This is a genomic window from Aureimonas ureilytica DSM 18598 = NBRC 106430, assembly GCF_000382705.1.
Classification (GTDB): Bacteria; Pseudomonadota; Alphaproteobacteria; order Rhizobiales; family Rhizobiaceae; genus Aureimonas; species Aureimonas ureilytica.
The window spans coordinates 560,059-585,634 of the sequence record NZ_ARQE01000002.1 but is presented as its reverse complement, the minus strand read 5'-3'; the positions used below and the strand labels follow the sequence as shown (position 1 = coordinate 585,634).

Annotated in this window: 26 protein-coding genes and 3 tRNA genes; 19 read left to right on the top strand and 10 right to left on the bottom strand. The window is 66.4% G+C overall.

Features of this window, described 5'->3' with window-relative positions; all coding sequences use genetic code 11:
* Positions 1-44: 44 nt before the first annotated feature.
* Positions 45-509: an RDD family protein gene (locus B146_RS0106615; RefSeq protein ID WP_019995634.1), complete on the bottom strand. Its 465-nt coding sequence runs from the start codon at positions 507-509 to the stop codon at positions 45-47.
* A gap of 64 nt (positions 510-573) precedes the next feature.
* Positions 574-1,596, bottom strand: coding sequence for a porphobilinogen synthase (hemB, locus tag B146_RS0106610; protein WP_019995633.1), 1,023 nt, complete (start codon positions 1,594-1,596; stop codon positions 574-576).
* Between the two features lie 282 nt (positions 1,597-1,878).
* Here hemB and B146_RS0106605 point away from each other — a divergent pair, with 282 nt between their 5' ends.
* From B146_RS0106605 to nusB, 9 genes are all read left to right on the top strand, one after another.
* On the top strand, positions 1,879-2,295 hold the full coding sequence (locus B146_RS0106605) for a DUF6163 family protein (protein WP_019995632.1): 417 nt from the start codon (positions 1,879-1,881) through the stop codon (positions 2,293-2,295).
* A 168-nt stretch (positions 2,296-2,463) separates the two neighbouring features.
* A complete protein-coding gene (ldtR, locus tag B146_RS0106600) occupies positions 2,464-2,973 on the top strand; it encodes a transcriptional regulator LdtR (RefSeq protein WP_019995631.1) in 510 nt (169 codons plus the stop codon).
* Positions 2,974-3,288: 315 nt separating this feature from the next.
* Positions 3,289-4,620 (top strand): L,D-transpeptidase family protein, encoded by a 1,332-nt coding sequence (locus tag B146_RS0106595; protein WP_019995630.1) that lies wholly within the window; start codon positions 3,289-3,291, stop codon positions 4,618-4,620.
* Between the two features lie 160 nt (positions 4,621-4,780).
* Positions 4,781-6,100 (top strand): serine hydroxymethyltransferase, encoded by a 1,320-nt coding sequence (gene glyA / locus B146_RS0106590; RefSeq protein ID WP_040408266.1) that lies wholly within the window; start codon positions 4,781-4,783, stop codon positions 6,098-6,100.
* Between the two features lie 9 nt (positions 6,101-6,109).
* Positions 6,110-6,592: a transcriptional regulator NrdR gene (gene nrdR, locus B146_RS0106585; RefSeq protein ID WP_026358386.1), complete on the top strand. Its 483-nt coding sequence runs from the start codon at positions 6,110-6,112 to the stop codon at positions 6,590-6,592.
* The gene (gene ribD, locus B146_RS0106580) at positions 6,579-7,670 is read left to right on the top strand and encodes a bifunctional diaminohydroxyphosphoribosylaminopyrimidine deaminase/5-amino-6-(5-phosphoribosylamino)uracil reductase RibD (protein ID WP_019995627.1); all 1,092 of its coding nucleotides are present in this window, start codon (positions 6,579-6,581) and stop codon (positions 7,668-7,670) included. Before nrdR ends, ribD begins: the two co-directional genes overlap by 14 nt.
* On the top strand, positions 7,670-8,284 hold the full coding sequence (locus B146_RS0106575; RefSeq protein ID WP_026358385.1) for a riboflavin synthase: 615 nt from the start codon (positions 7,670-7,672) through the stop codon (positions 8,282-8,284). Before ribD ends, B146_RS0106575 begins: the two co-directional genes overlap by 1 nt.
* Before the next feature lie 140 nt (positions 8,285-8,424).
* Complete coding sequence (locus B146_RS0106570; protein WP_019995625.1) at positions 8,425-8,871, top strand: 6,7-dimethyl-8-ribityllumazine synthase; 447 nt, start codon at positions 8,425-8,427, stop codon at positions 8,869-8,871.
* A gap of 3 nt (positions 8,872-8,874) precedes the next feature.
* A complete protein-coding gene (gene nusB, locus B146_RS0106565) occupies positions 8,875-9,369 on the top strand; it encodes a transcription antitermination factor NusB (protein WP_019995624.1) in 495 nt (164 codons plus the stop codon).
* 111 nt (positions 9,370-9,480) lie between these two features.
* On the opposite strand, the gene B146_RS25270 is transcribed toward nusB, so the two are convergent.
* On the bottom strand, positions 9,481-9,978 hold the full coding sequence (locus tag B146_RS25270) for an outer membrane protein assembly factor BamE (protein WP_040408265.1): 498 nt from the start codon (positions 9,976-9,978) through the stop codon (positions 9,481-9,483).
* 176 nt (positions 9,979-10,154) lie between these two features.
* Between B146_RS25270 and B146_RS0106555 the strand changes: the two genes are divergently transcribed.
* The 8 genes from B146_RS0106555 to B146_RS0106520 all read left to right on the top strand — a co-directional run bounded on the left by B146_RS0106555 (position 10,155) and on the right by B146_RS0106520 (position 15,180).
* Positions 10,155-10,706, top strand: a complete 552-nt coding sequence (locus B146_RS0106555; RefSeq protein ID WP_019995622.1) for a ubiquinol-cytochrome C chaperone family protein — start codon at positions 10,155-10,157, stop codon at positions 10,704-10,706.
* On the top strand, positions 10,693-11,256 hold the full coding sequence (locus tag B146_RS0106550; RefSeq protein WP_019995621.1) for a YceD family protein: 564 nt from the start codon (positions 10,693-10,695) through the stop codon (positions 11,254-11,256). Before B146_RS0106555 ends, B146_RS0106550 begins: the two co-directional genes overlap by 14 nt.
* Before the next feature lie 140 nt (positions 11,257-11,396).
* Complete coding sequence (gene plsX / locus B146_RS0106545) at positions 11,397-12,449, top strand: phosphate acyltransferase PlsX (RefSeq protein ID WP_040408344.1); 1,053 nt, start codon at positions 11,397-11,399, stop codon at positions 12,447-12,449.
* Positions 12,446-13,420 (top strand): beta-ketoacyl-ACP synthase III, encoded by a 975-nt coding sequence (locus B146_RS0106540; RefSeq protein WP_019995619.1) that lies wholly within the window; start codon positions 12,446-12,448, stop codon positions 13,418-13,420. The genes plsX and B146_RS0106540 overlap by 4 nt, the downstream gene beginning before the upstream one ends.
* A gap of 117 nt (positions 13,421-13,537) precedes the next feature.
* Positions 13,538-13,879: an integration host factor subunit alpha gene (locus tag B146_RS0106535; RefSeq protein ID WP_026358383.1), complete on the top strand. Its 342-nt coding sequence runs from the start codon at positions 13,538-13,540 to the stop codon at positions 13,877-13,879.
* Positions 13,880-13,894: 15 nt separating this feature from the next.
* A complete protein-coding gene (locus B146_RS0106530) occupies positions 13,895-14,443 on the top strand; it encodes a MerR family transcriptional regulator (RefSeq protein ID WP_040408343.1) in 549 nt (182 codons plus the stop codon).
* A gap of 241 nt (positions 14,444-14,684) precedes the next feature.
* Positions 14,685-14,761, top strand: a tRNA-Pro gene (locus B146_RS0106525).
* A gap of 161 nt (positions 14,762-14,922) precedes the next feature.
* Positions 14,923-15,180, top strand: a complete 258-nt coding sequence (locus B146_RS0106520; protein WP_019995616.1) for a TRAP transporter large permease subunit — start codon at positions 14,923-14,925, stop codon at positions 15,178-15,180.
* Positions 15,181-15,412: 232 nt separating this feature from the next.
* On the opposite strand, the gene B146_RS0106515 is transcribed toward B146_RS0106520, so the two are convergent.
* Positions 15,413-17,023 (bottom strand): ABC transporter substrate-binding protein, encoded by a 1,611-nt coding sequence (locus B146_RS0106515; RefSeq protein WP_019995615.1) that lies wholly within the window; start codon positions 17,021-17,023, stop codon positions 15,413-15,415.
* 487 nt (positions 17,024-17,510) lie between these two features.
* On the opposite strand from B146_RS0106515, the gene B146_RS0106510 reads away from it, so the two are divergent.
* Entirely contained in the window at positions 17,511-19,319 is a 1,809-nt protein-coding gene (locus B146_RS0106510; protein WP_019995614.1) for a glycoside hydrolase family 15 protein, read from the top strand.
* A gap of 321 nt (positions 19,320-19,640) precedes the next feature.
* Here B146_RS0106510 and B146_RS0106505 read toward each other — a convergent pair whose 3' ends face one another.
* Complete coding sequence (locus tag B146_RS0106505) at positions 19,641-19,868, bottom strand: hypothetical protein (protein ID WP_019995613.1); 228 nt, start codon at positions 19,866-19,868, stop codon at positions 19,641-19,643.
* A gap of 276 nt (positions 19,869-20,144) precedes the next feature.
* Positions 20,145-20,219, bottom strand: a tRNA-Gln gene (locus tag B146_RS0106500).
* A gap of 174 nt (positions 20,220-20,393) precedes the next feature.
* Between B146_RS0106500 and B146_RS0106495 the strand changes: the two genes are divergently transcribed.
* Positions 20,394-20,470 (top strand) — tRNA-Pro (locus tag B146_RS0106495).
* A 705-nt stretch (positions 20,471-21,175) separates the two neighbouring features.
* On the opposite strand, the gene B146_RS0106485 is transcribed toward B146_RS0106495, so the two are convergent.
* Genes B146_RS0106485 through B146_RS0106470 form a run of 4 tightly spaced genes read right to left on the bottom strand, consistent with a single transcriptional unit; the run spans position 21,176 to position 25,570 of the window.
* On the bottom strand, positions 21,176-23,068 hold the full coding sequence (locus B146_RS0106485) for a bifunctional sugar phosphate isomerase/epimerase/4-hydroxyphenylpyruvate dioxygenase family protein (protein ID WP_019995612.1): 1,893 nt from the start codon (positions 23,066-23,068) through the stop codon (positions 21,176-21,178).
* Positions 23,069-23,098: 30 nt separating this feature from the next.
* A complete protein-coding gene (locus tag B146_RS25265; RefSeq protein ID WP_019995611.1) occupies positions 23,099-23,932 on the bottom strand; it encodes a shikimate dehydrogenase family protein in 834 nt (277 codons plus the stop codon).
* 11 nt (positions 23,933-23,943) lie between these two features.
* Positions 23,944-24,693 carry an amino acid ABC transporter ATP-binding protein gene (locus B146_RS0106475; protein ID WP_019995610.1) on the bottom strand — a complete coding sequence of 250 codons (750 nt, stop codon included), beginning with the start codon at positions 24,691-24,693 and terminating at the stop codon, positions 23,944-23,946.
* Positions 24,694-24,748: 55 nt separating this feature from the next.
* The gene (locus B146_RS0106470) at positions 24,749-25,570 is read right to left on the bottom strand and encodes a transporter substrate-binding domain-containing protein (RefSeq protein ID WP_019995609.1); all 822 of its coding nucleotides are present in this window, start codon (positions 25,568-25,570) and stop codon (positions 24,749-24,751) included.
* Positions 25,571-25,576: the final 6 nt, after the last annotated feature.

Here is a 25,576-nt window from a genome sequence, read left to right as displayed (position 1 = left end):
TTGGAAAGGGCGCCGCGTGGTCGCGCCTCAGGTCTTACGGGTGATCAGCTCCGGCGCACCACGACGGTGCCCAGAAGCAGGTCCTGAAGCAACTGCTTGCGCGGCGTGAACAGGGCGAGGAGGACGATGAAACCCGAGGTCAGGACGCCGGCCGCCCAGAACAGGATGCTGTGCGCCGCGCCGAGCGCGGGATCGACGCGCCGGCCGTCGAGACGCTCCAGACGCAGGTCGAACAGGCGCATGCCGGGCGTCGCCTGGCTGGAGCCGCCGAGCGTGAAGGTCACGTAGGGCAGGGCGACCAGCGGGAAGATGATCGCATAGAGCATCCAGCCGAGGCCCAGCGTCAGAATGCCGAGCACCCCGATCAGGAAACCCATGGGAATGCAGAGAAGCAGGACGATGGAATAGTCCACCAGAAAGGCGAGGCTGCGCCGCGTCCGCACGCCCGAATAGGCGCGCGGCTCGTCGAGCCAGGAGCTGGCGGGGTTGTAGGACGTGGCGTTGCTCATGGGGGCGGTGTTCCTCCGGTTCTGACGAAACAGATGGGAACGCCGCGCCCGAAACTCAACTCCGTCAGCGCGCGCGAAGGGCCTCGGCGACGCGCGGCGAGAAATAGGAGAGGATGCCGCTCGCGCCGGCCCGCTTGAAGGCGCGCAGCGATTCGAACATCGCCCGGTCCCCGTCGATCCAGCCGTTCTGCGCCGCGGCCATGATGACCGAATATTCGCCCGAGGTCTGATAGGCGAAGGTCGGCATGCGAAATTCCTCGACCAGCCGAGCGAGGATGTCGAGATAGGGCATGCCGGGCTTCACCATGATCATGTCGGCGCCCTCGGCGATGTCCTGCGCGGCCTCGCGCAGCGCCTCGTCCGTGTTGCCCATGTCCATCTGATAGGTGCGCTTGTCGCCCTTCAGAGCGCCCGTCGAGCCGACCGCATCGCGGAACGGGCCATAGAAGGCGGAGGCGTATTTCGCGGCATAGGACATGATCATCGTGTCGCGCAGGCCCGCGCCGTCGAGCGCGGCGCGGATGCAGGCGACGCGCCCGTCCATCATGTCCGAGGGGCCGATGATGTCGCAGCCGGCTTGCGCCTGCACGACCGCCTGCCGGCACAGGACTTCCACGGTCTCGTCGTTGAGAATGCGTCCGTCCCGCACCAGCCCGTCATGCCCGTGGCTCGTGTAGGGGTCGAGCGCGACGTCGCAGAGAATGCCGATCTCGGGCACGGCGTCCTTGATGGCGCGCGTCGCGCGGCAGACGAGATTGTCCGGGTTCACCGCCTGGCTGCCGGTTTCGTCGCGAAGATCGGTGCCGGTGAAGGGAAACAGCGCCACCACGGGAATGCCGAGTTCCGCGGCGCGCTGGGCGGCTTCGACGCAGCCGCGCACGGAGTATCGGAACACGCCGGGCATGGAGGCGACCGGCTCGGGCGCGCCGTCGCCCTCGCGCACGAAGATCGGCCAGATCAGATCGTTCACGCCGACATCGCTCTCGCGCACGAGGCGGCGCGCCCACTCGGTCTGCCGCAGACGGCGCAGGCGGGTGCCGCCGGTGATCTGGTCGATGGTGCGCGAAAGCGTGGCGTCGTTCTTCATGGGAAAGGGCTCGTGCGGATGGTGGGCCGAAACGGATGAGACGGGGAAGGGCGGTCGCATCGGCCTCGAATCCCCGGCCTCAATCTAGTCCTCGGGTCCGGCTGACGAAACCGTGCGACCGGAAAAATCACCCGCGCTCTGCCATCTCGGAGCCATTTGCTCTACGTCTGGAGGCGGGAGCCGGTCCGCCATCGGCCGGAGCCGCGATACGGGATGCCTTTCATGACGCCACCGCTCTTCGATTCGCTCCTGCGCCCGTCCGGGAGGTGACGGACGCCAGAGATGACGATCGAACCTTTCAAGCGGGACCGCGAAAAGACCCTGAACCGGACCCTGACGGTGTGCCTGTGCCGCATCGCGGGCATGGCGCTCTTCGCCATGGGGCTGGTCTATTGGGTGCGGCTGATCGGCCTTTTCGACGGGCCGCTCTGGCGCTTCGACCTCATGCCCGTGTGGTGGCGCTTCGCCGCGCCGACGCTGGCGGTGCTCTATCCCGTCGCCGGGATCGGCCTGTGGCTCCTGGCCTCCTGGGGCTCGGTGATCTGGGTTCTCCTGACGCTCGTCGAGATGGTCATGCATATCGGCTTTCCGCATCTCTTCGGCGGCGAGATGCTCGCCGTCTCCCTCAACCTCGCCGGGCTCGGGCTCCTGGCGATGTTGCGGATCGTCGCGTTTCTCGAAGCGCGTCGACAATCTTAACGAAATATCACCATCTCCGGACAGGGTTTGTTAAGCAAAAATCGTAAACGACGAAGGCTAGAATTCGTTAACGCAGACGTTTAAGTCGAATTTTAGGGGCGGCCGCTAGTTTGGACGACAAGAAGAGGTCGAAAGAGACCTACGCCAAGCAACAACGGAGCCGTTCTCATGTCATCGACGCAAGCCCGCCGCGAGATTCAGCCTCCGGTCGAGAAGGTTGAACTGAAGTCCCTTTATCTCGAGACGCTCCAGCTGGTCGAGCGGCTTCACCGCCGGCTGCTGGACGTCATCAAGGACGAGTTCGACCGCAACGGGCGCACCGACATCAACGCCGTTCAGGCCCTGCTCCTGTTCAACATCGGCGATGCGGTGCTGACGGCGGGCGAACTGCGCTCGCGGGGCTTCTATCTGGGCTCCAATGTCTCCTACAACCTGAAGAAGCTCGTCGAGCTCGGCTTCATCGACCACCAGAAGTCCCGCGTCGACCGCCGCGCGGTTCGCGTGTCGCTGACCAAGGCCGGCCGCGAAGTCGCCGAAATCGTCGCCGAACTCTACGATCGCCATATCGGCTCGATCGACAAGGTGGGCGGCCTGGACGAGGGCGAGTTCCAGAAGATGAACAAGTCGCTCCAGCGCCTCGACCGCTTCTGGAACGATTCGATCATGTATCGCCTGTAAAAGGCAGGAAACGGCTACGTTCTCCAGTCCGTGCCGTTTCCGACTTGCCCTGCGACCGGCCCCACCGGTTGCAGGGCTTTTGCTTTCGGCGCCTCTGTAAGGGGCTTTCGGGCAACAGCTCGTCACAGTCTCGTTGGATGGGGCGGTGCCGGGCGCGGGGTCCACGCTTTCGCCCTATTTCGATGCGCTTTCAACGTCATGTCACCCGCAACGCATCGATCGCGGGTTCGTGTGCGACCCGTTTCCGGTTGGTTTACCACGTTGCCCTTAGGAAGAGGTCGACGCGAACGGGCGAAAACGTATCGAGAGGATTCCATGACGAAGAGCAGGTCCGACCGGGTGCTTGAAGGCATGTCGCGTCGTCGTTTCCTGACGGGTGCGGCGACGGTGGCGGGTGCGGCGGCCTTTGCCGGAGCGGCGCGGGCGCAAAGCGCGCTGGAGGGCGTCCTGACCGCCCCCAATCGCGGTGGCTGGACGGACCAGTTCGACACGCGCGCCGCCAGCGTTCGCAATGTCGCCTCCTATCAGCCGGTCTTCTCGCCGGAAACGCTGTCCTCCATGCAGGGGGCGGTCGGCCATTATCAGCAGATCGTCTCGGCCGGCGGCTGGCCGCAGGTTCCCGACAATGCCAAGCTGGGCCTCGGCGCCGAAAGCCCGGCCGTGCCGGCGCTGCGCCAGCGTCTGGCCGTGTCGGGCGATCTCGATCGCGAAGCCGGCAATTCCAGCGCCTTCGACACCTATGTCGACGCGGCGGTGAAGCGCTTCCAGGCGCGCCACGGCCTCCCGGCGGACGGCGCGGTCGGCGAATACACGTTCAAGGCGCTCAACGTGCCGGCCGACGTGCGCCTCAACCAGCTCTACACAAATATCGACCGGCTCCAGAAGATCCAGATCGATTCGGGCCGCTTCGTGATGGTCAACATCCCGGCCGCGGCGATCGAGGCGGTGGAGAACGGCCGCGTCGCGCAGCGCCACACGGCAGTCGTCGGCAAGATCGACCGTCAGACGCCGATCCTCGATTCGAAGATCACCAATCTCAACCTCAATCCCTACTGGCATGCGCCGGCCTCGATCGTCCGCAAGGACATCATCCCGCTCATGCAGAAGGACCCGACCTACCTCACGCGCAACGACATCATCATCTACGCGGCGGACGGCAGCGTCATTCCGCCCGAGACGATCAACTGGAACACGGACGAGGCGGTGAAGTATCTCTTCCGCCAGAATCCAGGCCGGATGAACGCGATGTCCTCGGTGAAGATCAACTTCCCGAACCCGCACGCCGTCTACATGCACGACACGCCGCAGCAGAGCGTGTTCTCGCAGCTCATGCGCTTCGAATCGTCGGGCTGCGTGCGCGTGCAGAACGTGCGCGACCTCATCGTCTGGCTGGCGCGTGACACGCCGGGCTGGGATCGCGCGGCGATCGAGAAGACCATCGCCGCCCGCACCCGCCAGGACGTGAACCTGACGAACCCCGTGCCGCTGCACTTTACCTATCTGACGGCCTGGGCCACCGACCCGACCGTGGTGCAGTTCCGCGACGACATCTACCATCTCGACGGCAATGCGCAGCTCGCCATGAACCGTCTCCAGACCACGGCCTATTCGGCGGGCGAACAGGCGAGCGCCGACCTGCCCTACTGATTTTTTTCGCGCCGTTTTTTCTGCTTACGACAAAAGAGGTCGGACTTGATGTCCGGCCTTTTTTCGTTGCGCATCATCCGGTTGGCCAAGGCTCCAGAACGTGTTAAGCGCCCGAAACCGGCCGGAATGGATCGTTTCCGGCGGCGATCAGGAGGTTCCCATGTCGCAAGCCCCCGTAATGGACACGTCGCCCCGCCTCGACCCGTTCTTCGGCGATGGTATCGCGACGGTGGACCCGGATCTCTTCGCAGCGATGCGCAACGAGTTGCACCGCCAGCAGCACGAGATCGAGCTGATCGCCTCGGAGAACATCGTCTCGCGCGCGGTTCTGGAAGCGCAGGGCTCGGTGCTCACCAACAAGTATGCCGAGGGCTATCCCGGCCGTCGCTACTACGGCGGCTGCGAGTTCGTGGACGTCGTGGAGCAGCTCGCGATCGACCGCGCCAAGGAGCTCTTCGGCTGCGGCTTCGCCAATGTTCAGCCGAGCAGCGGCAGCCAGGCGAACCAGGCCGTGCTTCTCGCGCTTTCCAAGCCGGGCGCGACGCTGCTCGGCATGAGCCTCGATGCCGGCGGCCACCTGACGCACGGCGCCAAGCCCAACCTGTCGGGCCGCTGGTTCAACGCGGTGCAGTACGGGCTCGACCTCGCCACCGGCCTCATCGACTACGATCAGGTCGAGCGTCTGGCGCATGAGCACAAGCCCGAGATCATCGTTGCGGGCGGCTCGGCCTATTCGCGCCAGATCGATTTCGCCCGGTTCCGGCAGATCGCCGATGCGGTCGGCGCCTATCTCTGGGTCGACATGGCGCATTTCGCCGGCCTCGTGGCGGGCGGCCAGCATCCGAGCCCGTTCCCGCACGCGCATGTCGCGACCTCGACGACGCACAAGACCCTGCGCGGCCCGCGCGGCGGCCTCGTTCTGACCAATGACGAGGAGATCGCCAAGAAGATCAATTCGGCGATCTTCCCCGGCCTGCAGGGCGGCCCGCTCATGCATGTCATCGCCGGCAAGGCGGTCGCCTTCGGCGAGGCGCTGCAGCCCGCCTACCGCACCTACATCAAGGCCGTGGTGGACAATGCCAACGCGCTGGCGCGCGTCCTGCGCGAAGGCGGGCTCGACATCGTGTCGGGCGGCACGGACACCCACCTCATGCTGGTGGACCTGCGTCCCAAGATGCTGACCGGCAAGTCCACCGAGATCGCGCTCGGCCGCGCCGGCATCACCTGCAACAAGAACGGCGTTCCCAACGATCCGGAAAAGCCGACGATCACCTCCGGCATCCGCGTCGGCACGCCGGCGGCGACGACGCGCGGCTTCGGCGTGGCGGAGTTCGAGGAAGTCGGCCGCCTGATCGTCGAGGTGCTGGACGGTCTGAAGGCCGCCAATTCCGAAGAGGGCAACGCCGCGACGGAAGCCCGCGTGAAGAGCAAGGTCGAGGCCTTGACCGCGCGCTTCCCGATCTACGCCACCCTCGGCTGACGGCGCTTCATGCGCTGTCCCTTTTGCGGATCGCAGGACAGCCAGGTGAAGGACTCACGCCCCGCCGAGGACGGCGGGGCGATTCGTCGCCGGCGAATCTGTCCCGATTGCAACGGTCGTTTCACGACCTTCGAGCGCATCCAGCTTCGCGACCTCATGGTGGTCAAGAAGTCGGGCCGGCGCGTGCCCTTCGAGCGGGACAAGCTCGCGCGTTCCGTCCACACCGCGCTTCGCAAGCGTGCGGTGGACGCCGAGCGCATCGAGCGGATGATCTCCGGCATCGTGCGGCAGCTGGAATCCAGCGGCGAGACGGACATTCCCTCCGAGCTGATCGGCCGGCTGGTGATGGACGCGCTGCGCCATTTCGACGATGTCGCCTATGTCCGCTTCGCCTCCGTCTATCGCGACTTCCGCGAAGCGCGCGATTTCGCCTCGGTGATCGAGGAACTGAAAAGCGATCCGATCGCTTCGAGCGACGATGAACGATCCTGAGGGGAACGCCGACGACGCGCGCTGGATGGCGGCCGCCCTCCGCCTCTCGCGCCGCCATGTCGGCCTGACGGACGACAATCCGAGCGTCGGCGCCCTCATCGTTTCGCCGGACGGGCGGGTCGTCGGACGGGGCGTGACCGCGCCCGGCGGGCGGCCCCATGCCGAGCGCGTGGCGCTGGCGCAGGCGGGCGAGGAGGCGCGCGGGGCGACCGCCTATGTCACGCTCGAGCCCTGCGCCCACCACGGTCGCTCGCCCCCTTGCGCAGACGCGCTCATTCAGGCCGGCGTCGCGCGCGTCGTCTATGGCGCGGCCGACCCGGACTCGCGCGTGAACGGGCAAGGCGCCGCGCGCCTGCGGGCCGCCGGCGTCGCCGTCACCCATTTCCCCGCCGATGCCGAGGGCGAGCGCCCCTTCGAGGGCTTTCTGTCGCGCATCCGGCTCGGCCGGCCCTTCGTCACGCTCAAGATGGCCATTTCGGCGGATGGGCTCGTGGGCCGGGCCGGGGAGGGGCAGGTCGCCATTTCCGGCGCGATCGCCCGGCGTCAGACCCATCTCCTTCGCGCCGAATGCGACGCGATCCTGATCGGCGCGGGCACGGCGCTCGCCGACCGGCCGCTTCTGACCTGCCGCTTGCCGGGTCTCGAGCGCCGTTCGCCCAAACGCATCGTGCTCGATCGCCGGCTTCGCCTGCCGCTCGACCACCCGCTCGTGCGCACGGCGCGCGACGTGCCGACATGGCTGGCGACGGCCGAAACGCGGCCCGGCCGGCTCGCGCCTTTCGAGACGATGGGCTGCCGGCTCCTGCCGCTGCCGCAGGACGATCTCGGCGCGTTTTTGCAAAGCCTCGTGCCTCTCGGCATCGCCTCGGTTCTGGTCGAGGGCGGGCCGGTTCTGGCGGCGGGATTTCTGGAAGCCGGGCTCGTGGACCGGCTGATCTCGGTTCGCTCCGAGCGCACGATCGGCGGCCTCGGCGTGCCGGCGCCGGCCGCATTCCTGCGGCCCGCCGGGTTCCGGCGCGGCCGGGATGAGAGATTGGGGCCCGATCGCTGGGTCGAATGGGAAAGGTCGAAGCGCTGATGTTCACGGGAATCGTATCGGATGTGGGCCGCATCACCGCCGTCGAGACGCTGGACGAGGGGCGGCGCTTTCGCGTCGAAACAGTCTACGATCCCGAAACCATCCTGATCGGCGCCTCGATCAGCTGCTCGGGCGTCTGCCTGACGGTGACGAAGCTTCCCGAGGCGGGGGCCAACAGCCGCTGGTTCGAGATGGAGGCCTGGGAAGAAGCGCTGCGCCTCACCACCGCCGCCGGCTGGGGCGAGGGCACGCGGATCAATCTGGAGCGCGCGCTGAAGGTCGGCGACGAACTCGGCGGCCATCTCGTGTCGGGCCATGTCGATGGGCAGGCGAAGATCGTCGCACGCGAGGAGGAGGGCGAGGCCGTCCGCTTCACGCTGGAAGCGCCGCCGCATCTGTCGCGCTATGTCGCGCCCAAGGGCTCGGTCTGTCTCGACGGCACCTCGCTGACGGTGAACGGCGTCGAAGGCGATCGCTTCGACGTGCTCCTGATCCGCCACTCGCTGGAAGTCACCACCTGGGGGGAAAAGCAGGTTGGCGATTCGGTGAACCTTGAGGTGGATCAGATTGCGCGCTATGCGGAACGCTTGTTCGGCGCCGGCCGTCCCGCCTGACGCGGGAAACGCCCGCCCCTAGAGTTTAAGGGCCGTTCGGCTGACGCCGGCCGGCCCTTGCATTTGTTGGAAATTCGCGTGCCGACCCGGTCCCTCCCCAAGCCGAGCGTCGCCGCTTCGCTTTGTGGAAGGTACCGCGCATGTCCGCGCCGCATATCCTGATCGTCGAGGCCCGTTTCTACGAGCATCTCGCAGACTTCCTCCTGGAGGGTGCCAAGGCCCATCTCGACGCCGCCGGCGCGACCTACGAGGTCGTGACCGTGCCCGGCGCCCTGGAGATTCCGGCCGCCATCGCCTTCGCGCTGGCTGGCGCGGAAGAGGGCGGGCGCGAGTATGACGGCTTCGTCGCGCTCGGCTCCGTGCTTCGCGGCGAGACCTATCATTTCGAGGTCGTCTCCAACGAGTCGAGCCGCGCCATCATGGATCTGACGGTGCAGGACGGCGTGGCCATCGGCAACGGCATCCTGACCGTCGAGAACGAGGCGCAGGCGCTGGAGCGGGCGCGGCCGGATCGCAAGAACAAGGGCGCGGGCGCGGCCGAAGCGGCGCTCACCATGATCGCCCTTCGCCAGCGATTCGGGGCCTGATCCATGTCCGACCCCCAGAACGTGCGCCCCGCCAACAAGCGCGGCGCGGCGCGCCTCGCCGCCGTCCAGGCCCTCTACCAGATGGATGTCGGCGGAACGAGCCTCCTCGAGACGGTCGCGGAATACGAATCCTTCCGCCTCGGCCGGGAGCTCGACGGCGACACCTATCGCGAGGCGGACGCGGCCTGGTTCCGCGACATCGTCTCGGGCGTGGTGCGCAGCCAGACCACGATCGACCCGCTGATTCATTCCTCGCTGACGTCCGATTGGCCCCTGTCGCGCCTCGACACGACGCTGCGCGCGATTCTGCGCGCCGGCGCCTATGAGGTGACGAGCCGCAAGGACGTGCCGATCGCCGTGATCGTCAGCGAATATGTCGATATCGCCAAGGCCTTCTACAGCGAAGAGGAGCCGCGCCTCGTCAACGCCGTGCTCGACCGCGTGGCCCGCCGGGCGCGCGGCGAAGGGCGCGGGCAGGAAGCGCGCGCCGAGGATTGAGGAAAGGCGGGCCGGCTCGACCCGGCTCCCTGAACCGCCCATGAAAAAGGCCGCTCGGCGTGACGCCGGCGGCCTTTTCGTTTTGGCGATTTCGAGCGCCAGGACCGGGGCTCAGCGCCCCGGCGAAACGCTCGACTTGCCGAGCTTGTCGAGAATGTCGCCGCTGCCCGGACCGTCGTCCGACAGGATCGAGCCGAGGAAGCTCGTGTCGCGCCCGCCAGTCGGCGTCGTGCGCGAGATGAAGTCGAACAGCCGGCCGTTCTCGAGCCCGTAATTGGCGATTCGCTCGACCGTGTTGTTCTTGTTGAAGTAGATCGCCAGAACGCGCTGCTCGACGAGGCGCGGGTTCATGAAGGCGACCGGGCGCACGCGCTTCTGCGAGATGTAGTAGAACACCTCGTTGTCGAAGGTCGCGGTGGTCGACGGCGTGCCGAGCGCCAGCAGAACCTGCTCGCGGCTGGAGCCGACGGGCACCTGCGCCAGCGTCTGCTCGTCGACAATATAGCCCTGATTGTAGACCTGCGAGGTCTGGCAGGCGCCGAGCGCCAGGCTGGCTCCGAGGCCGGCAACCAGGACCACGGAACGCAAAACTCGTTTCTGTTCGCTCACGCTGGCGCTACTCCCTCGGACGCACACGGCACTGGCGCGCCGCTTAGGCCCGACTTGGTCGGAAATTGAGGCAAAAGCCTCCGAAAAACATGGCGTCTTGGTAAAGCACCTTGGGAAACGTTGCAATCGCGCCGCGCCCGTGCGAACCCGATTGCAGGTCAGGAACAGGGGGCGGAATGCTCGAAGCCTTCCGTCGCAAGCGTCGGAACCGGATGATCGTCGAGGCGATCTGGGATCAGGTCGTCCTTCGGGCGCGCCGTCCGGTCCGGTTCGAAGAGGGCGGTCTGCCCGATACGGTGATGGGCCGTTTCGAATCCCTCGCCATCGAAGTCTTTCTCCTGCTGCGCCGTTGCGGCAAGGACCCCGCGCTCGCCGACCTCTCGCAGGATCTGGTGGACCGGTTCATGACCGATCTCGATCATTCGCTGCGCGAGATCGGCATCGGCTATCTCGCCGTTCCCAAACGCATGCGCGCGCTCGCCGCCCGCTTCTATCAGCGCGTCGGTGCCATGGAAGGGCCGCTTTCGACAGGTGATAGAACGGCTCTGGCCGCCGCGCTGCGGGCGGGCGCGTTCACGGACGCCCCAGGCGGGCGACCCGATGCGGCGGACGATCTGGCGCACCATATCTTCGCGGACGCCGCCTGGTACGACACTCTCCCGACCGATCGGCTTCTGGCCGGACGGCTCGATCCCAACACGGAACCAACGCTTCATGAATCGCCCTGACCCGAACACCGAGTCGGCCCCGCTCAAGCTGGAGGTCGGCGTCGCCAAGCTGCCGCAGAACGGGCTGCCGGTTCGCTTCGAGGCGAGCGAGGAGGAGCGCGCGGCGCTGGCCGAGCGTTTCGGCATCCTTTCGGTCGAGTCCCTCACCGCCGACCTTCTCGTTCGCCGCTGGAAGCGCGACGGGGTGGAAGTGGAGGGCCGCTTCCGGGCCAAGGTGTCGCAGGCCTGCGTCGTCACGACCGAGCCCGTGGCCGAGGCCATCAACGAGCCGGTGGACGTGATCTTCGTGCCGGATGGCTCGAAGCTCTCGCGCATCGCGCCCGAAAGCGACGGCGAGTTGCATCTCGATCCGGAAGGGGCCGACATCCCCGAGACCTTCACCGGCGACCGGATCGATCTCGGCGCTTACCTGACCGAGATCGTCGGACTGGCGCTCGACCCCTATCCGCGCGCCGAGGGCGCCGAGTTCAGCGACACCGACACGGACCCCGATCCCGACGGCGGCAAGGTCTCTCCCTTCGCCGCGCTCAGTCGTCTAAAGACCTCCTGACGAGCCCGGACGCGGCGCCCCACGCCGCCGGGATCGTCGGCGCGCTCGCGCGCCAGTTTCGATAGGCCGGCTCCGGCCGGATTTCTGAAAGCGAGCCAATCTTGGATTCGAAAGCCTCCATCACCCTCGCCCTGGATGCCATGGGCGGCGATCATGGACCCGATGTGGTTCTGGCGGGCGCGCAGATCGCCCTGGAGCGCCACCCCGACCTGCGCTTCATCCTGTTCGGCCAGGAGGACGCGGTGCGCCCCGTTCTCGCGCGCCTGCCCAAGCTCGCCAACTGCTCCGTCTTCCATCATTGCGACGTGTCGATCCGCATGGACGACAAGCCATCGCAGGCGCTGCGCCAGGGGCGCAACAAGTCGTCCATGTGGAAGACGATCGAGGCGGTGAAGACGGGCGAGGCGGATGTCGCGGTCTCCGCCGGCAACACCGGCGCGCTCATGGCCATGGCGAAGTTCTGCCTGCGCACCATGGCCAAGATCGAGCGCCCGGCCATCGCCGCCATCTGGCCGACGATCCGGGGCGAAAGCATCGTTCTCGATGTCGGTGCCACGATCGGCGCCGATTCGCAGCAGCTCATCGACTTCTCCGTGATGGGCGCCGCCATGGCGCGCGCGCTCTTCCATATCGAGCGGCCGACCGTCGGCCTTCTCAATATCGGCGTGGAGGAGGTGAAGGGGCAGGACGAGGTCAAGGAGGCCGCCCGTCTCCTCAAGGAAACCCCGATCGCGGGGCTCGACTATCGCGGCTTCGTGGAAGGCACCGATCTCGGCAAGGGCACGGTGGACGTCGTCGTCACCGAAGGCTTCACCGGCAATATCGCGCTGAAGACGGCGGAAGGCACGGCCAAGCAGATCGCCTCCTATCTGCGCGCCGCCATGACGCGCACCTGGATGGCCAAGATCGGCTATCTCTTCGCCAAGAGCGCCTTCGACCGGCTGCGCGACAAGATGGACCCCAACAAGGTCAATGGCGGCGTGTTTCTCGGCCTCAACGGCGTCGTCATCAAGAGCCATGGCAGCTCGGACGCCGAAGGAACGGCGGCGGCGATCGACGTCGCCTATGCCATGGCCGCCAACGGCCTTCTCGCCAAGATCGAGGCCGATCTCGGCGATGTCTACACCCAGGTCGCCACGGCGGCCGAGCAAGGGGCCCTCGAAGCCTCCCAATCCAAGGAAGCGCTTCAATGACCGTCCTCCGCTCCGTCGTCCTGGGCACCGGCTCGGCCCTGCCCAAGCGCCTCGTTCCCAACAGCGAACTCGAAGCGAAGGTGGAAACCAGCGACGAGTGGATTCAGCAGCGCACCGGCATCAAGCAGCGCTATATCGCGGGCGAGGGGGAGACCACGGTCTCGCTCGGCGAGGCGGCGGCGCGACAGGCGCTGGAGGCGGCCGGGCTTCAGCCGGGCGATATCGACCTCATCATCGTCGCGACGGCGACGCCCGACAACACGTTTCCCGCCTCCGCCGTGCAGATCCAGCGCCGCCTTGGCATCACGGCCGGCTACGCATTCGACATGCAGGCCGTGTGCAGCGGCTTCGTCTACGCGCTGACCACGGCCGATCTGCATCTGCGCTCGGGGCTCGCCCGCCGTGCGCTGGTGATCGGCGCGGAAACCTTCAGCCGCATTCTCGACTGGACCGACCGCACGACCTGCGTCCTGTTCGGCGACGGCGCGGCGGCGGTGGTTCTGGAGCGCCGCGAGGAAGCCGACGAAGCGGGACGCGGCCTGCTGACGGCCAAGCTGCGCTCGGACGGCAACCATTTCGAGAAGCTCTATGTCGACGGCGGCCCGTCCTCGACCGGAACGGTCGGCCAGCTTCGCATGGAGGGGCGCGAAGTCTTCAAGCACGCGGTCGGCATGATCACCGACGTCGTGGAAGATTCCTTCGCCGCGCTCGGAATTTCGGCCGAGGACATCGACTGGTTCGTGCCGCATCAGGCCAACCGGCGCATCATCGACGCCTCGGCCAAGAAGCTCGGCATCGCGCCCGAGAAGGTCGTCGTCACGGTGGACCGGCATGGCAACACGTCGGCGGCCTCGATTCCGCTCGCGCTCGACGTCGCGCGGCGCGACGGGCGTATCAAGGAGGGCGATCTCGTGCTCCTCGAAGCGATGGGCGGCGGCTTCACCTGGGGCGCGGTGGTCGTCCGCTGGTAAGCTGACGGCTTGATTGCGCTACGGTTTTCGGTATTTTCGATCATCATGGCAAACCGTTCCCGAATGGCTTTGGGGGCAAGGAACGGGTTTGGCCTTCGACTAGAGCAGGGGAAGCGCATGGGAGACAGGACGTTGACGCGGGCCGATCTCGCCGAGGCGGTGTTCCGGAAGATCGGTCTCTCGCGCACCGAGTCGGCCTATCTCGTGGAGTCGGTTCTGGAAGAAATCTGCTCGACCATCGCCAAGGGCGAGGCCGTGAAGATCTCCTCCTTCGGCTCGTTCCTCGTGCGGGCCAAGAACGAGCGCGTGGGCCGCAACCCCAAGACCGGCGAGGAAGTGCCGATCTCGCCGCGTCGCGTCGCCGTGTTCAAGCCGTCCAACGTCATGAAGGATCGCATTCTGGCTGCCCATGATCGGCGTGTGAACGCCGAGCAGGCGGTGCTGAAAGCGGCCGAGTAAGTGGCCTCGGATCGGATGGCCGACAAGAGCGCAGACGCCTTCCGCACCATCAGCGAAGTCGCCGAGGAACTCGATCTTCCCCAGCACGTCCTGCGCTTCTGGGAAACGCGCTTTCCGCAGATCCGCCCCATGAAGCGCGGCGGCGGCCGGCGCTACTATCGGCCCGACGATGTCGAGCTCCTAAAGGGCATCCGCTATCTTCTCTATGTCCGCGGCTTCACCATTCGCGGCGTGCAACGCATTCTCAAGGAAAGCGGCCCTCGCTCCGTGATGGCGATCGGCGGCGGCGACCTCAGCGGGCTGGACCGGCTTCAGTCGGGCCGCGCCGGAGGCGGGTCGGGCGATCCATCGGACGAGATCGAGGACGCGGCGGACGAAGCCATGCCTGTCTACACAACCGAAAAATCGCGCGGCGGCCTGTCGAATCTCCTGCGCCGGGAGCGTGAAGGCGACGTGATCGTGGGCGGCAGCGCGCCGGCTCTGTCGGGCGACAGCGCGACGCGCCTCAACGGCGTGATCCTCGAGCTTCTGGAATTGAAGCGCCTGCTCGATCAGGTCCGCTGACCGGCGTCGGACGGCCTTTTTCTGATTCCTGATATGTCAGCCGCGCTGGGCCAGCCCTGGCGCGGGTGACTTGCGTTGTGGGCTCGGTTGCAGCCGATCCACCGTGTCGTGCGTGGGGCAGACGGCTTTTCCCAGCCCCGTTCGCTCACCCCACGTTCTCCCTCCTTATTCCTCCTTTGGTCTAACGAATCGCCGAAACCGCTTGCTTTCCAACGTCTCATCTTCTACGGAGAGCATCAGTCGGAGCGTAGCGCAGCCTGGTAGCGCACCTGAATGGGGTTCAGGGGGTCGGAGGTTCGAATCCTCTCGCTCCGACCAGTCGAAACGATCGATCCAGCCGATGCCGCCGTGGGTTTACCGCAGGCGGTTTTTTTATGTCCACGCGAAGCGGGGCGGCTTTCGGCCGGGCGCTGTGAACCTCTCCCCTCGCTGGATGCGCCGCCGACGATGTCCGGCGCGGGGGCGGGGCGTTTGTGCCGTTGATCCCGCTCATCGCGCCGATCGTTGGGGCGCTCGGCCACGACCCGATCCGGTTCGGCGTCCTGTTCTCCCTGAACATGCAGGTGTCGTTCCCGGCGCCGCCCTTCTGGCCCGCCGCTTTCCACTTAAAGAGCGTCGCGCCGCCCGAGATATCGCTCGGCGAAATCTTCCGGTCCCTGCTGCCGTTCATCGGGATTCAGATCCTGACGCAAGCGCTCGTGACCGCGTTTCCAGCGATCGCCCTGTGCTATCGCTAAGGGGACTGGACCGCGTGACCCTGGCGCCTTCGGGCGCTCTACAGTCCCTTCGACAGGGGAATGCCCTGAACGCAAAAAGCCGAGGATGCCCTTCAGGCGTCCTCGGCTTTTCGTCGGGACCGTCCGTTCGGGGACCGCTCGGGAGAGACGGGCGAACAGGAGGGTGGAGTTTCGAAGGCTTGTTTCAAAGAGGCAGCGCGCCCAAGCGCTGCCCCTAGAAGTTCTGTGGGTCTCAGGCTTCCAGCCAGGCGTATTCGGCGACGGTGTAGCCCATCATGCCGCCGAGCGGATTGGCGACGAGGCCCTTCAGCTTCTGCGAGACGCCGTCGAGATTGGACTGGAACACCGGAATGACCGTTCCCGCCTCGTTGGAGATCATGGCCTGCATGTCGCCGTAGATCGCCTTGCGCTTGGCCTGATCGAGAAGGCCGCGCGCCTCGATCAGCATGGCGTCGAACTTCGGCGACTTGAAGCGGCTCTCGTTCCAGGCCGCATCCGACTGGTAGAGCAGCGAGAAGAGGATGTCCGGCGTCGGGCGCGCGTTGATATTGCCGAAACCGACCGGGTCCTTCAGCCAGTGGTTCGACCAGAAGCCGTCGGACGGCACGCGGTCGATGACGAGCTTCTGCCCGATCTGCCCGCTGGCCTGCTGCAGGACGGCGGCGTAGTCCACCGAGCTGCTGGCCGCGTCGGAGGCGACGATGCGGATTTCCTGGCCGAGCACGCCGGCCTTCTGGAACAGCGACTTGGCCCGCTCCGGATCGAACTCGCGTTGCTTCAGCTCGGCGTTGAAATAGGGATCCCAGGACGGGATCGGATGATCGTTGGCGATCTCGGCGAGCCCGCGCAGCACCGACTTCTGGATGATCTCGCGGTTGACGAGATACTTGAAGCCCTCGATCACGCCGGCCTTGTCGCCCGGCGCCATGTCGAGGCGGATGTTCAGGTTGGTGTAGGTGCCGAGCTTGCTGACGAAGCCGGTAACCGCCGGATTGCTCTCGATGATGCGCAGGGAGCGCGGGTTGAGATTGGCGCCCATGTGGATGTCGCCCGACAGGACGGCATTGAGGCGGGCGGATTCGTCCGAGATCGCGAAGAACTCGAAGCTGTCGACGTTCGGGCCGGTGCCCTTCCAGTAGGTCTCGTTGCGCGCCATGATCGAGCGCACGCCCGGCTGGAACTCCTTGAGAACGAACGCGCCGGTGCCGTTGCCCTTGGAGAAGTCGCTCGTGCCGTCGGCGACGATCATGAAATGATGCAGCGCCAGGATCGTCGGCAGATCGGCGTTGGGCGCCACCAGCGTGATCTCGGCGGTCAGATCGTCCACCGCCTTCACGTCCTCGAACTGCTTGGCGATCGCGTTGACCTTGGAGCCGACGGCCGGGTCGAGATGGCGCTTCAGCGAGAACACGACGTCCTTGGCCGTCAGGCTTTTCCCGTCGTGGAACGTCACATCCTTGCGCAGCTTGACGGTCCAGACCTTGGCGTCCTGGCTCTCCACGCTGTCGGCCAGTTCCATCGTGGTCTGGCTGTTGCCGTCGATGAAGGTGAGGCGGTTGTAGAGGGCGCAGATGCGCGAGTAGTCGGTGGAGTTCGAGGCCTTGGCCGGATCGAGCGTGTCGGCGGTCGAGGCCGAGAAGCCGGCGACCTTCAGATGGCCGCCCTTCACGGGCGTGGCGGCGAGCGCATCGCTCGCGCGGCCGAGGATGAGGCCGCCGGCGCTGAGCGCCACGCCTCCCATCAGCATCATCTTCAGAAGCTCGCGGCGGTTGGCGCCGCGGCGGATCGCGTTCTCCACCATCGCGTCGTCGGAGGCCGTCCAATTGGTCAGTCTGTCGTTCATGGCAGTTCTCTTGTTGACGACGTAGCGGCGCCCGGATCGGGCTCGTACGTGGCTCGGCGCTCGCCGAGAGAATGAGAAGCAAAGCGGCCGGGCGAATCCCGCCATCTCGCGAAGGGCCTCAGGGGAGCCCCGCCAATCCTCGTGCCGTTTCGGCGGCCCTACCGCCGGCGGGCTCCACGGGTATCGGTTGGGTGAGTTTGGCCTGTTGCCGTCGATGCAGGCGCTGAATTGCACGCTACGGGCAGCATAAAAGTTTGAATATGACGAAGCGGCGAAATCCGGGCAGATCGAACGATGGACCGATGGTCGGTCAATCCCTGCCGATGGCTCGAGAGATCGGATGCATCGCGGGCGGCGACGGGGCGCGCTCAGGCTGCGACCGATTTGCACGCGCGAAACTCGTTCGCCGCAAAAACATTCGGAAAGGATCAGTCCTGTCCGGCGTCGGCTCCTTCGGCCGTGTCCCTTGCGAGTCGAGTGGCGTTTCATGCTCAAGCCCTATCCCCGCGCGGGGGCCTTCCCCGATCGTGCCGAACTCGGCTACCTCCCGCTCAGCGCCTATGCCGCCCTCGGCGACGGGCGATCCGTCGCCCTGTCGGGCGCCGATGGGTCGATCGACTGGTGGTGCGTTCCCAATCTCGATTCGCCGCCCATGTTCGACCGGCTTCTCGCCGAAGAGGTCGGCGGCTCCTTCGCCATCACCCCGGTCGAGCCCTTCTCGGTGGAGCGCGGCTATCGCGAGGGCAGCAATGTCCACGAGACGATCTTCACCACGGCGAGCGGGCGGGCGGTCCTCACCGAATCCCTCAACACCGGGCCGGGCGGCCGGCTGCCTTGGTGCGAACTGGCCCGGCGGGTGGAGGGGCTCGACGGTTCGGTCGAGTTCCGCGTGACCCTGCGCTTCAGCACGCGCGCCGATTCGATCTGCCCCTATCTGTCGCGCAACGACAACGCCACGACCTTCCATGCCGGCGATGTCCTCGGCCTGTTTCGCCATTCGGACGGTGTCGAGATCACCGGCGAGAGCGACGAGGGCGTCGAGGCGCGGTTCCGGGTGGAGCGGGGCGAGCGCGAGATCGTCGCGATCATTGCGGGCGAGAACGAGCCGCTCGTGGTCGCCACGATGGAGGAGATCGACCGGCGCATCGACGTCTCCGACAAGGAATGGCGCGAGTGGTCGCAGGAGATCGGCTATGACGGCAAGTTCGCGCCGGAGGTCATGCGGAGCGCGCTCGCTCTGAAGTTCCTGCTCTATTCCCCGACCGGGGCGATCGCGGCGGCCGCGACCACCTCGCTGCCGGAGGGCATCGGCAATCACAAGAACTACGACTATCGCTACGCCTGGGTGCGCGACGCCTCCTACACGATCAAGGCCTTCCTGCGGATCGGCGCCAAGTCGGAAGCGAAGGCGGCCTTCACCTGGCTGATCCATCGGCTGGAAGAGCACGGGCCGCATGTCTGCTACGAGCTGAACGGCTCGCTGGTGGAGCCGGTCTGCGAGATCGACCTGCCGGGCTATCGCGACAGCCGCCCCGTGGTGCGCGGCAACCAGGCCGCCGCGCAGCTTCAGCTCGGCGTCTTCGGCGATATTTTCGAGACGGCCGCCCGCTTCGTCGCCGCCGGCCACATCATCGACCCGCATAGCGGCGAGGTGCTCGCCCGCATGGCCGACATCTGCGCCGATAGCTGGCGCAGGAAGGACGCCGGCATCTGGGAGCTGAACGAGGCCGAGCACTACACGATGTCGAAGATCAGCGCCTGGCAGGGCATGGCCCGCGCGGCGGAGCTCGCGGCCGGCGGCCATCTGCCGAAGACCTGCCAGCCGCGCTGGGAGCGCACGCGCGATCGCATCGCCGAATGGATCGACGCCCATTGCTGGAGCGAGGAACGGCAGTCCTATCTCTTCTTTCCCGGCAGCGACGCCTACGACGCGTCGCTCGCGCTCGCCGTGCGCTTCGGCTTCGACGGGCAGGACCGGCTGGAAAAGACGATCCGCGCGTTGGATCGCCAACTGGCCGCCGGCCCGTTCCACTACCGCTATTCGGGCGTCGAAGCCGACGAGGGCTGTTTCCTCGCCTGCTCCTTCTGGATCTGCGAAGCGCTGGCGCTGCTCGGCCATCGCGAGGAAGCCGAAGAGCGTTTCAAGGCCCTTGTCGACGGTCTCGATCTCGGCTCCGGCATCTACAGCGAGATGATCGACCCCAAGGAGCACCTCTTCCTCGGCAACATGCCCCAGGGCCTCACCCATCTCGCCCTGATCCAGGCCGCCGCGACGCTGTCGGGCAACGAGCTGTGAAGGCGCGGGTCGATCTTGGCCGGAGCCGGTCTCGATAAGGATCGGGCAGGGAAGGGGGGAATGGCTGGGGCGCGTAGACAATGATGCAATGGTCTCGCAACGCCCTGAAGCGAATGGATTGCAGGGTCTTCGGGTCTTGATTTGGGCTACCGGACTGGGCTGTCGCTGGGCTCCGGACTCCTTCCATTCGGGCATCCCATGGCGGCAGACAAACGATACCTAAAGAAGCATGGCAACCAGTGGAGGGTTGTTCTGAAGGTCCCCCACCGTCTGCAGCCCCCAGCGGAAGAACGCTACTCCGCTAGGGGCGACGGCTGCTCGCTACCGCTGGAGCGAGCGACTGATGTCCGTTAGGATGCCCAGAGTGATGGCAGCAGCCAACAGCATTCCTCCCCGGTCGATGGCTTCGCCCGACGTGCGGGACCCGATGTAGCGGGCGACGAAGGCTTGGTTGTCGGTGATGGCGGCGTAGAGGCCCATCCCGAAACGGTAGGCACCGCTGATGAATAGGAGCCACGCCAACACCCGTCCGGCCTTCGTGAACAGCATCCGTCATCCTCCATAGGGCACAACAACTTGCCCCTCGGGTTCCCGCATAGGGCGAAAGCTGGACGAACGATAGCCCACGCTCGGGTCTCGTTTCGGTATGTACCGCCGATACGCCTCGTGGCTTGCCACAGCCGCGCGGCTTCGAAATAGGCGGCTTCCGCTTCGGCTTGGTCGAAGAAGCTGAGCTACCGAAATGGTCTACCGCGGACTTACCCGAGCGAAATCCCATGCCGTGAAGGGTATGTTTCGAACCGGTTTTTCGCGACAACTGAAGGATGGCTGGGGCGCCTGGATTCGAACCAGGGGATGGCGGTACCAAAAACCGCTGCCTTACCGCTTGGCTACGCCCCAAGACCGACGGCAAGTTCGCGGACCTCTATAGTCGCGCCGACGCGCTCTGGCAACAGGATCGGTGGCTTTCACAGGAAGACGACGAGCGAATGTCGATTGCGCGAAATTCCTTCGAGGAGGGCCACGAAAGGTGTTGCCGACTCAGCGGCCTTTGGCTATATCCCCGCTCGGTCACGGAGTGTAGCGCAGTCTGGTAGCGCACCTCGTTCGGGACGAGGGGGTCGCAGGTTCAAATCCTGCCACTCCGACCATATGATACAGGGCTTCCCGGGCCCGCCTTACGAAACAATGCGTACAATTGGCACAGAGATTTGCACGTTTTGCGACTCTTCTGTCCTCCATTGGCTGCCTGTTTCGAGAAGAGTTGGTCGAACGGAATCCGAGATCAGGTTTCCTGCCGAGCCCATCGCTGAATGCATGGCGTTTGCCCGAGCATGGGGCAGAGACCGATTTCGTTGCTGAAGGTCCGCCCTCGCGCCGATATTATGCGGGGACGTCGAATCCATTCCAGGCACACGAGTGACTGTTCGAAATCTGCACTGATCCGGCATCCCAGCCGTAGAGCGAGTGTGCGCTTCGCGTCCCGGTCGCGACGATCGTCACGCCGCAGTCGACCTCGCTCGTGTCCTACCGGTGCCGCTTCTCCTAGGAGGTGGAATCCTCATAGAAGTCGTCGACCGGATCGTCCGGCCGGCGAGCGGTGTAGACCCCGTCCGTCGCGCCCTTCATTCTGGTAAACATCCTTTTGCCGAAGTCGCGCTCGGACGCGTGCTTGCGAACACTCCGGCGATCAAGCCATCCGGCCGCGACCAATCCCGGAAGGCTCGATCCGTATGTCGAGTCGCGCGGAACTCGGTGTCCGTCTTCGTTCTCGAAAGACCCGGACGCTCTTATGGATGTCGCCCATGCGACGGCGCCGAATCCTGTCGCCGCCGCTACTGGACGCGGCGTGAGGGTCAGCGCGTCGGCATGCCGGCGGGCTTCAATCGGGCCTGCGTGGCGAGGCGGATGGGCGCGTTCGGCGCGCCGAGGCCGCGATAACCGCGCCGCTCGACGATCTCGATGAAGAAGCCGCCGTCCAGCGCCGCGAGATAGATCTGGAAATACTCGCCCGCATCGTCCCGGTCGTAGAGGATGCCGTTCGCGCGCATGGCGTCCAGCACATCCGGCGCGAGGTCGAACTTGGCGTCGAGATCGTCGTAATAGTTCTGCGGGATCGGCAGGAGCGGGACGCCGCCCGCGCGCAGCATCGCGACGGTCGCGAAGAGGTCGGCGGTGCGGAAGGCGATATGCTGGACGCCCGGCCCGACGAACTCCGACACGAAGCGCGAGGACAGGGTGCGGTTCGACTGCGAGCCGTTGAGGACGATGCGAAGGCTGCTGTCCGGGTTCTCGAGAACCTGGCTCAGGACGAGGCCGCCGGGATCGGGCACCTCGACCGCCGGAAGCGGCCTCAAATCGAAGATCGAGCGGTAGAAGAGCGTCCAGGACAGGATGTCCTCGAAGCGGACGGTCTGGGCGATGTGATCGATCGCCTCCAGCCCTGCGCCCCGATGCGCATTCCAGCCCGGCTCGAGATCGAAGTCCACCTCCCATTGCCGGCCGAGCGCGTCGTCCTCGGGCACGAAATACAGAAGGCTTCCACCCAAGCCGCGGATCGCGGGAAGCTCCAGTTCCCCCGGCCCGACGGGCTGGGGGAAGGCGGTCGCGATCAGCCCTTCGGCTCGGCGCATCGCGGCGTCGGCGTCCTCCATCCGAAGCCCGAGCGCGGCGACATTGGTGCCGTGGACGATATAGGAGGAATGGGCGAACCCCTCCGTGTCCGTGTTGACGACGACGCGCAGGTCCCCTTGCGCGAAGAGCACGACATCCTTGGACCGATGCCGGCCGGCGCGGCGGAAGCCGATCGCCGTGAGAAGCTCGGACAGCGCGACGGCCGAGGCGTTGTCGGTGGCGAATTCCACGAAGGACAGGCCGGTGGTCCTGGCCGGCGGCGGCAGCGGGTTCGGTTCGGACGGGCCCTTGACCGCGCGCCCTTCCGCCTTCAGTCGGTCCATCATGTAGATCAGCGAGCGGCGGCCATCGACGGCGGTCTGGCGGGCCGAACCCGCGCGGAACTGGTCGTTGAAGATCTCGAGCGAGTAGTAGCCGTCGTAGCCCGTGGCCTCCACGGCGGCCATGAAGTCGGCGACGGGCAGTTCGCCCTGGCCCGGCATGTTGCGGTAGTGCCGGCTCCAGGAGAGGAGATCGAGGTCGAGCTTCGGCGCGTCCGCCATCTGGACGATGAAGATCTTGTCCTTCGGGATGGAGCGGATCGAACCGGAATCGATCCCGCGCGACAGCGAATGGAAGCTGTCGAGGATGAGGCCGACCTGAGCGTGATCGGCGCGGCGCACGATCTCCCAGGCGTCGCGGTGGTCGTTGACGAAGCGGCCCCAGGCGAGCGCCTCGTAGCCGACGCGAACGCCGTGCTCCCTGGCGATGTCGCCGAGCGCGCCCAAGTCCTCCGCCGCCCGGTCGATGCCGCCCTGCGCCAGCGGCGAGACGTTGGAGCAGATCAGAATCAGGTCGGTGCCGAGCTCATTCATCGTCTCGAACTTGCGCCGCGCCCGCTCGAAGGCGCGGGCGCGCTGGGGCTCCGGCAGGCCCTCGAAGTCGCGGAAGGGCTGGAAGAGCGAGATCTCCAGACCCGCGTCGCGCACCATCTGCCCGACGTCGCGCGGGCCCTGGTCGAAGGCGAGGAAATCGTTCTCGAAGATCTCCACGGCGCCGAAGCCCGCGGCCGAGATGGCGGCGAGCTTCTCCGACAGGTCGCCGGACAGGGAGACGGTGGCGATCGAGGTCTTCATGGCGCAGGTCTCCGTGGGAAGTGGGGCGCGTCAGTAGCGGATCGCCGCGCCCTGCCGCAGTTCGTCGACCTCCGCGCGCGGAAAGCCGAAGAATTCGAGATAGGCCGGGATCTGCTCGAACAGCATGTCCGTGCCGATCTGATAGCGGCAGCCCCGTTCGGCGACGGCGGCGAGGAACGGCGTGATCTCGGCCTTCATCACCACTTCGCCGACGAAGGTGGACGGGTCGATCCGCGAAACGTCCATCGGCAAGGGATCGCCGTCCTTCATGCCGAGCGGCGAGGCGTTGACGACGAGATCGAAGCCGGCGGGATCGTTGCCGCCCGTCTCGACGGCGAGCGTCTCGTAGGCGCCGCGCAGCCGCTGGCCGAGCGCGCGCGCGGACGCCTCGTTCACGTCGTAAACGTTCAGGCGCGCGACGCCGCTCTTGGCGAGCGAAGCCGCGATCGCCGAGCCGACACCGCCCGAGCCGACGACCAGAGCCGAGCGGCCTTCAAGCTCCACGCCCTTCGCCCGGACGCCGCGCACGAAGCCCTCGCCGTCGAACATGTCGGCCTCGATGGCACCGTCCTCCACGAGGCGCAGGGCGTTCGCCGACCCCGCGATCCGCGCCGTTACGGACACGCGGTCGGCGATGCCGAGGGTCGTGATCTTGTGCGGCATGGTGACGAGCGCGCCGTGGATGTTCGAGAGCCGGAAGAGCGAGCGGACGAAGGTCGGGTAGTTCTCCGCCTTGCACCCCATCGGCACCACGACGGCATCGATGCCGCGCGCCTCGAACCACGGGTTGTAGATCATCGGCGCCTTGAAGGTCGCCGTCGGGTAGCCGAGATGAGCGATCAGTCTCGTATGGCCGGTGATCATCGTGGCACGCCTTAATGCAGGATTTCGCCGAGGAAGGCGCGAGCCCGCTCGTGGCGCGGGGCCTGGAAGAAGGCTTCCGGCGTGTTCTCCTCGATGATCTCGCCGTCGGCCATGAAGATGACGCGGTCGGCGACCTGACGGGCGAAGCCCATCTCGTGCGTCACGCAGATCATGGTCATGCCGTCGCGGGCGAGGCCCACCATCGTGTCGAGCACTTCCTTGACCATCTCGGGGTCGAGCGCGGAGGTCGGCTCGTCGAAGAGCATGGCGATCGGCTCCATGCACAGCGCCCGGGCGATGGCCACGCGCTGCTGCTGGCCGCCCGAAAGCTGCGCGGGATACTTCTCGGCCTGGTTGCCGATGCGAACGCGCTCCAGGAAGCGCCGCGCGGTCGCCTCGGCCTCCTCGCGCTTGGCGCCGCGCACGCGCATCGGCGCCAGCATGCAGTTCTCCAGAACCGTCATGTGCGGGAAGAGGTTGAACTGCTGGAACACCATGCCGACCTCGCGGCGCACGATGTCGATCGACTTCTGCCCGTCGCTGAGCTCGGTGCCGTCCACCACGATCCGGCCCGACTTGATCGGCTCCAGATGGTTGATGCAGCGGATGAGGGTCGATTTGCCCGAACCCGAGGGCCCGCACAGGACGATCTTCTCGCCGCGCAGGACCGAAAGGTTCACGTTCTTCAGGGCGTGGAAGGAGCCGTAGTACTTCTCCACGTTCTCCATGCGGATCAGGATGTCGTCGCTGCTGCCGGTCATCGGTTCCTCCCGTGCCCGCGCGAGCGCCCGTCCGGGCGCCCGCACGAGGGTTTCCTTACTGGCTGACGGTGAAGCTGACGCCGTCGATCGAGGCCGGCAGGTCGCTCGTGGGGACCTGAAGCCACTCGGCATAGGAGGTCTTGTAGCCCTCGGTGCCGATATAGCTCTTCAGGAAGTCGTTGAGCGCCGTGTTCCAGTCGCTCTCGCCGAGCCGCGTCGCCACGCCCTGGTAGAGCTGGCCGATCGGGAACTTGTTCTCGTAGGTGCCGGGCGACGCCTTCTCCAGCCGCTGGATGTAGAACTGGTTGGAGCCGAGCGCCTGCACCTGGCCCGAGAGCAGCGCCTGGATATTGGCGGCGTCGTCGTCGAAGCGGCGGATGTCGGCCTTCGGCGCGTCCTTGGTGAGGATCGTGTCCATCGGCGCCGAGCGCGGCACGCCGACGCTGACACCCGCGAGGGCGGCGAGATCGGGCAGGGCGGTCGTCTTGGCGGCCGTCACGTAGAGCGTGTTGGCGGCGTAAGGATGGCTGAACTGCACGGACTTGGCGCGCTCGGCCGTGATGCCGACGGAGGCGATCAGCATGTCCACGCGGTTGGCGGTCAGCGCCGGAATGCGGTTGGCGACGGCGAGCGGCACGAATTCGGCCTCGAGGCCGAGGCTTTTCGCGAAGGCGCGCCCGACGGTGGCGTCGAAGCCTTGCGCCTCGCCCGTCGTCGAGAGGCAGCCCCAGGGGCAGTTGTCCGCCTGAATGCCGATGCGCACCTTGCCGGCGGCCTTGGCCTCGTCCAGCGTCATGGCGCCGGCGGGCAGGGCGGCCGCGACCAGGGCGATGGCGGCAAGGCCGAGGCCGAGCGTGCGGGTCAGTGTCGTCGTCATTCTATT

Excerpts from the sequence above, each read along its gene's own strand:
- B146_RS25265 (WP_019995611.1), bottom strand. The coding sequence starts at position 23,932 with ATGATCACCGGCCATACGAGACTGATCGCTCATCTCGGCTACCCGACG.
- B146_RS0106535 (WP_026358383.1), top strand. The coding sequence starts at position 13,538 with ATGGGAGACAGGACGTTGACGCGGGCCGATCTCGCCGAGGCGGTGTTC.
- B146_RS0106485 (WP_019995612.1), bottom strand. The coding sequence starts at position 23,068 with ATGAAGACCTCGATCGCCACCGTCTCCCTGTCCGGCGACCTGTCGGAG.
- ldtR (WP_019995631.1), top strand. The coding sequence starts at position 2,464 with ATGTCATCGACGCAAGCCCGCCGCGAGATTCAGCCTCCGGTCGAGAAG.
- B146_RS0106505 (WP_019995613.1), bottom strand. The coding sequence starts at position 19,868 with ATGCTGTTCACGAAGGCCGGACGGGTGTTGGCGTGGCTCCTATTCATC.
- B146_RS0106515 (WP_019995615.1), bottom strand. The coding sequence starts at position 17,023 with ATGAACGACAGACTGACCAATTGGACGGCCTCCGACGACGCGATGGTG.
- hemB (WP_019995633.1), bottom strand. The coding sequence starts at position 1,596 with ATGAAGAACGACGCCACGCTTTCGCGCACCATCGACCAGATCACCGGC.
- B146_RS0106475 (WP_019995610.1), bottom strand. The coding sequence starts at position 24,693 with ATGACCGGCAGCAGCGACGACATCCTGATCCGCATGGAGAACGTGGAG.
- B146_RS0106530 (WP_040408343.1), top strand. The coding sequence starts at position 13,895 with ATGGCCGACAAGAGCGCAGACGCCTTCCGCACCATCAGCGAAGTCGCC.
- nrdR (WP_026358386.1), top strand. The coding sequence starts at position 6,110 with ATGCGCTGTCCCTTTTGCGGATCGCAGGACAGCCAGGTGAAGGACTCA.
- nusB (WP_019995624.1), top strand. The coding sequence starts at position 8,875 with ATGTCCGACCCCCAGAACGTGCGCCCCGCCAACAAGCGCGGCGCGGCG.
- ribD (WP_019995627.1), top strand. The coding sequence starts at position 6,579 with ATGAACGATCCTGAGGGGAACGCCGACGACGCGCGCTGGATGGCGGCC.
- glyA (WP_040408266.1), top strand. The coding sequence starts at position 4,781 with ATGTCGCAAGCCCCCGTAATGGACACGTCGCCCCGCCTCGACCCGTTC.
- B146_RS0106595 (WP_019995630.1), top strand. The coding sequence starts at position 3,289 with ATGACGAAGAGCAGGTCCGACCGGGTGCTTGAAGGCATGTCGCGTCGT.
- B146_RS0106570 (WP_019995625.1), top strand. The coding sequence starts at position 8,425 with ATGTCCGCGCCGCATATCCTGATCGTCGAGGCCCGTTTCTACGAGCAT.
- B146_RS0106470 (WP_019995609.1), bottom strand. The coding sequence starts at position 25,570 with ATGACGACGACACTGACCCGCACGCTCGGCCTCGGCCTTGCCGCCATC.
- B146_RS0106615 (WP_019995634.1), bottom strand. The coding sequence starts at position 509 with ATGAGCAACGCCACGTCCTACAACCCCGCCAGCTCCTGGCTCGACGAG.
- B146_RS0106540 (WP_019995619.1), top strand. The coding sequence starts at position 12,446 with ATGACCGTCCTCCGCTCCGTCGTCCTGGGCACCGGCTCGGCCCTGCCC.
- B146_RS0106555 (WP_019995622.1), top strand. The coding sequence starts at position 10,155 with ATGCTCGAAGCCTTCCGTCGCAAGCGTCGGAACCGGATGATCGTCGAG.
- B146_RS0106575 (WP_026358385.1), top strand. The coding sequence starts at position 7,670 with ATGTTCACGGGAATCGTATCGGATGTGGGCCGCATCACCGCCGTCGAG.
- B146_RS0106605 (WP_019995632.1), top strand. The coding sequence starts at position 1,879 with ATGACGATCGAACCTTTCAAGCGGGACCGCGAAAAGACCCTGAACCGG.
- B146_RS0106510 (WP_019995614.1), top strand. The coding sequence starts at position 17,511 with ATGCTCAAGCCCTATCCCCGCGCGGGGGCCTTCCCCGATCGTGCCGAA.
- B146_RS0106550 (WP_019995621.1), top strand. The coding sequence starts at position 10,693 with ATGAATCGCCCTGACCCGAACACCGAGTCGGCCCCGCTCAAGCTGGAG.
- plsX (WP_040408344.1), top strand. The coding sequence starts at position 11,397 with ATGGGCGGCGATCATGGACCCGATGTGGTTCTGGCGGGCGCGCAGATC.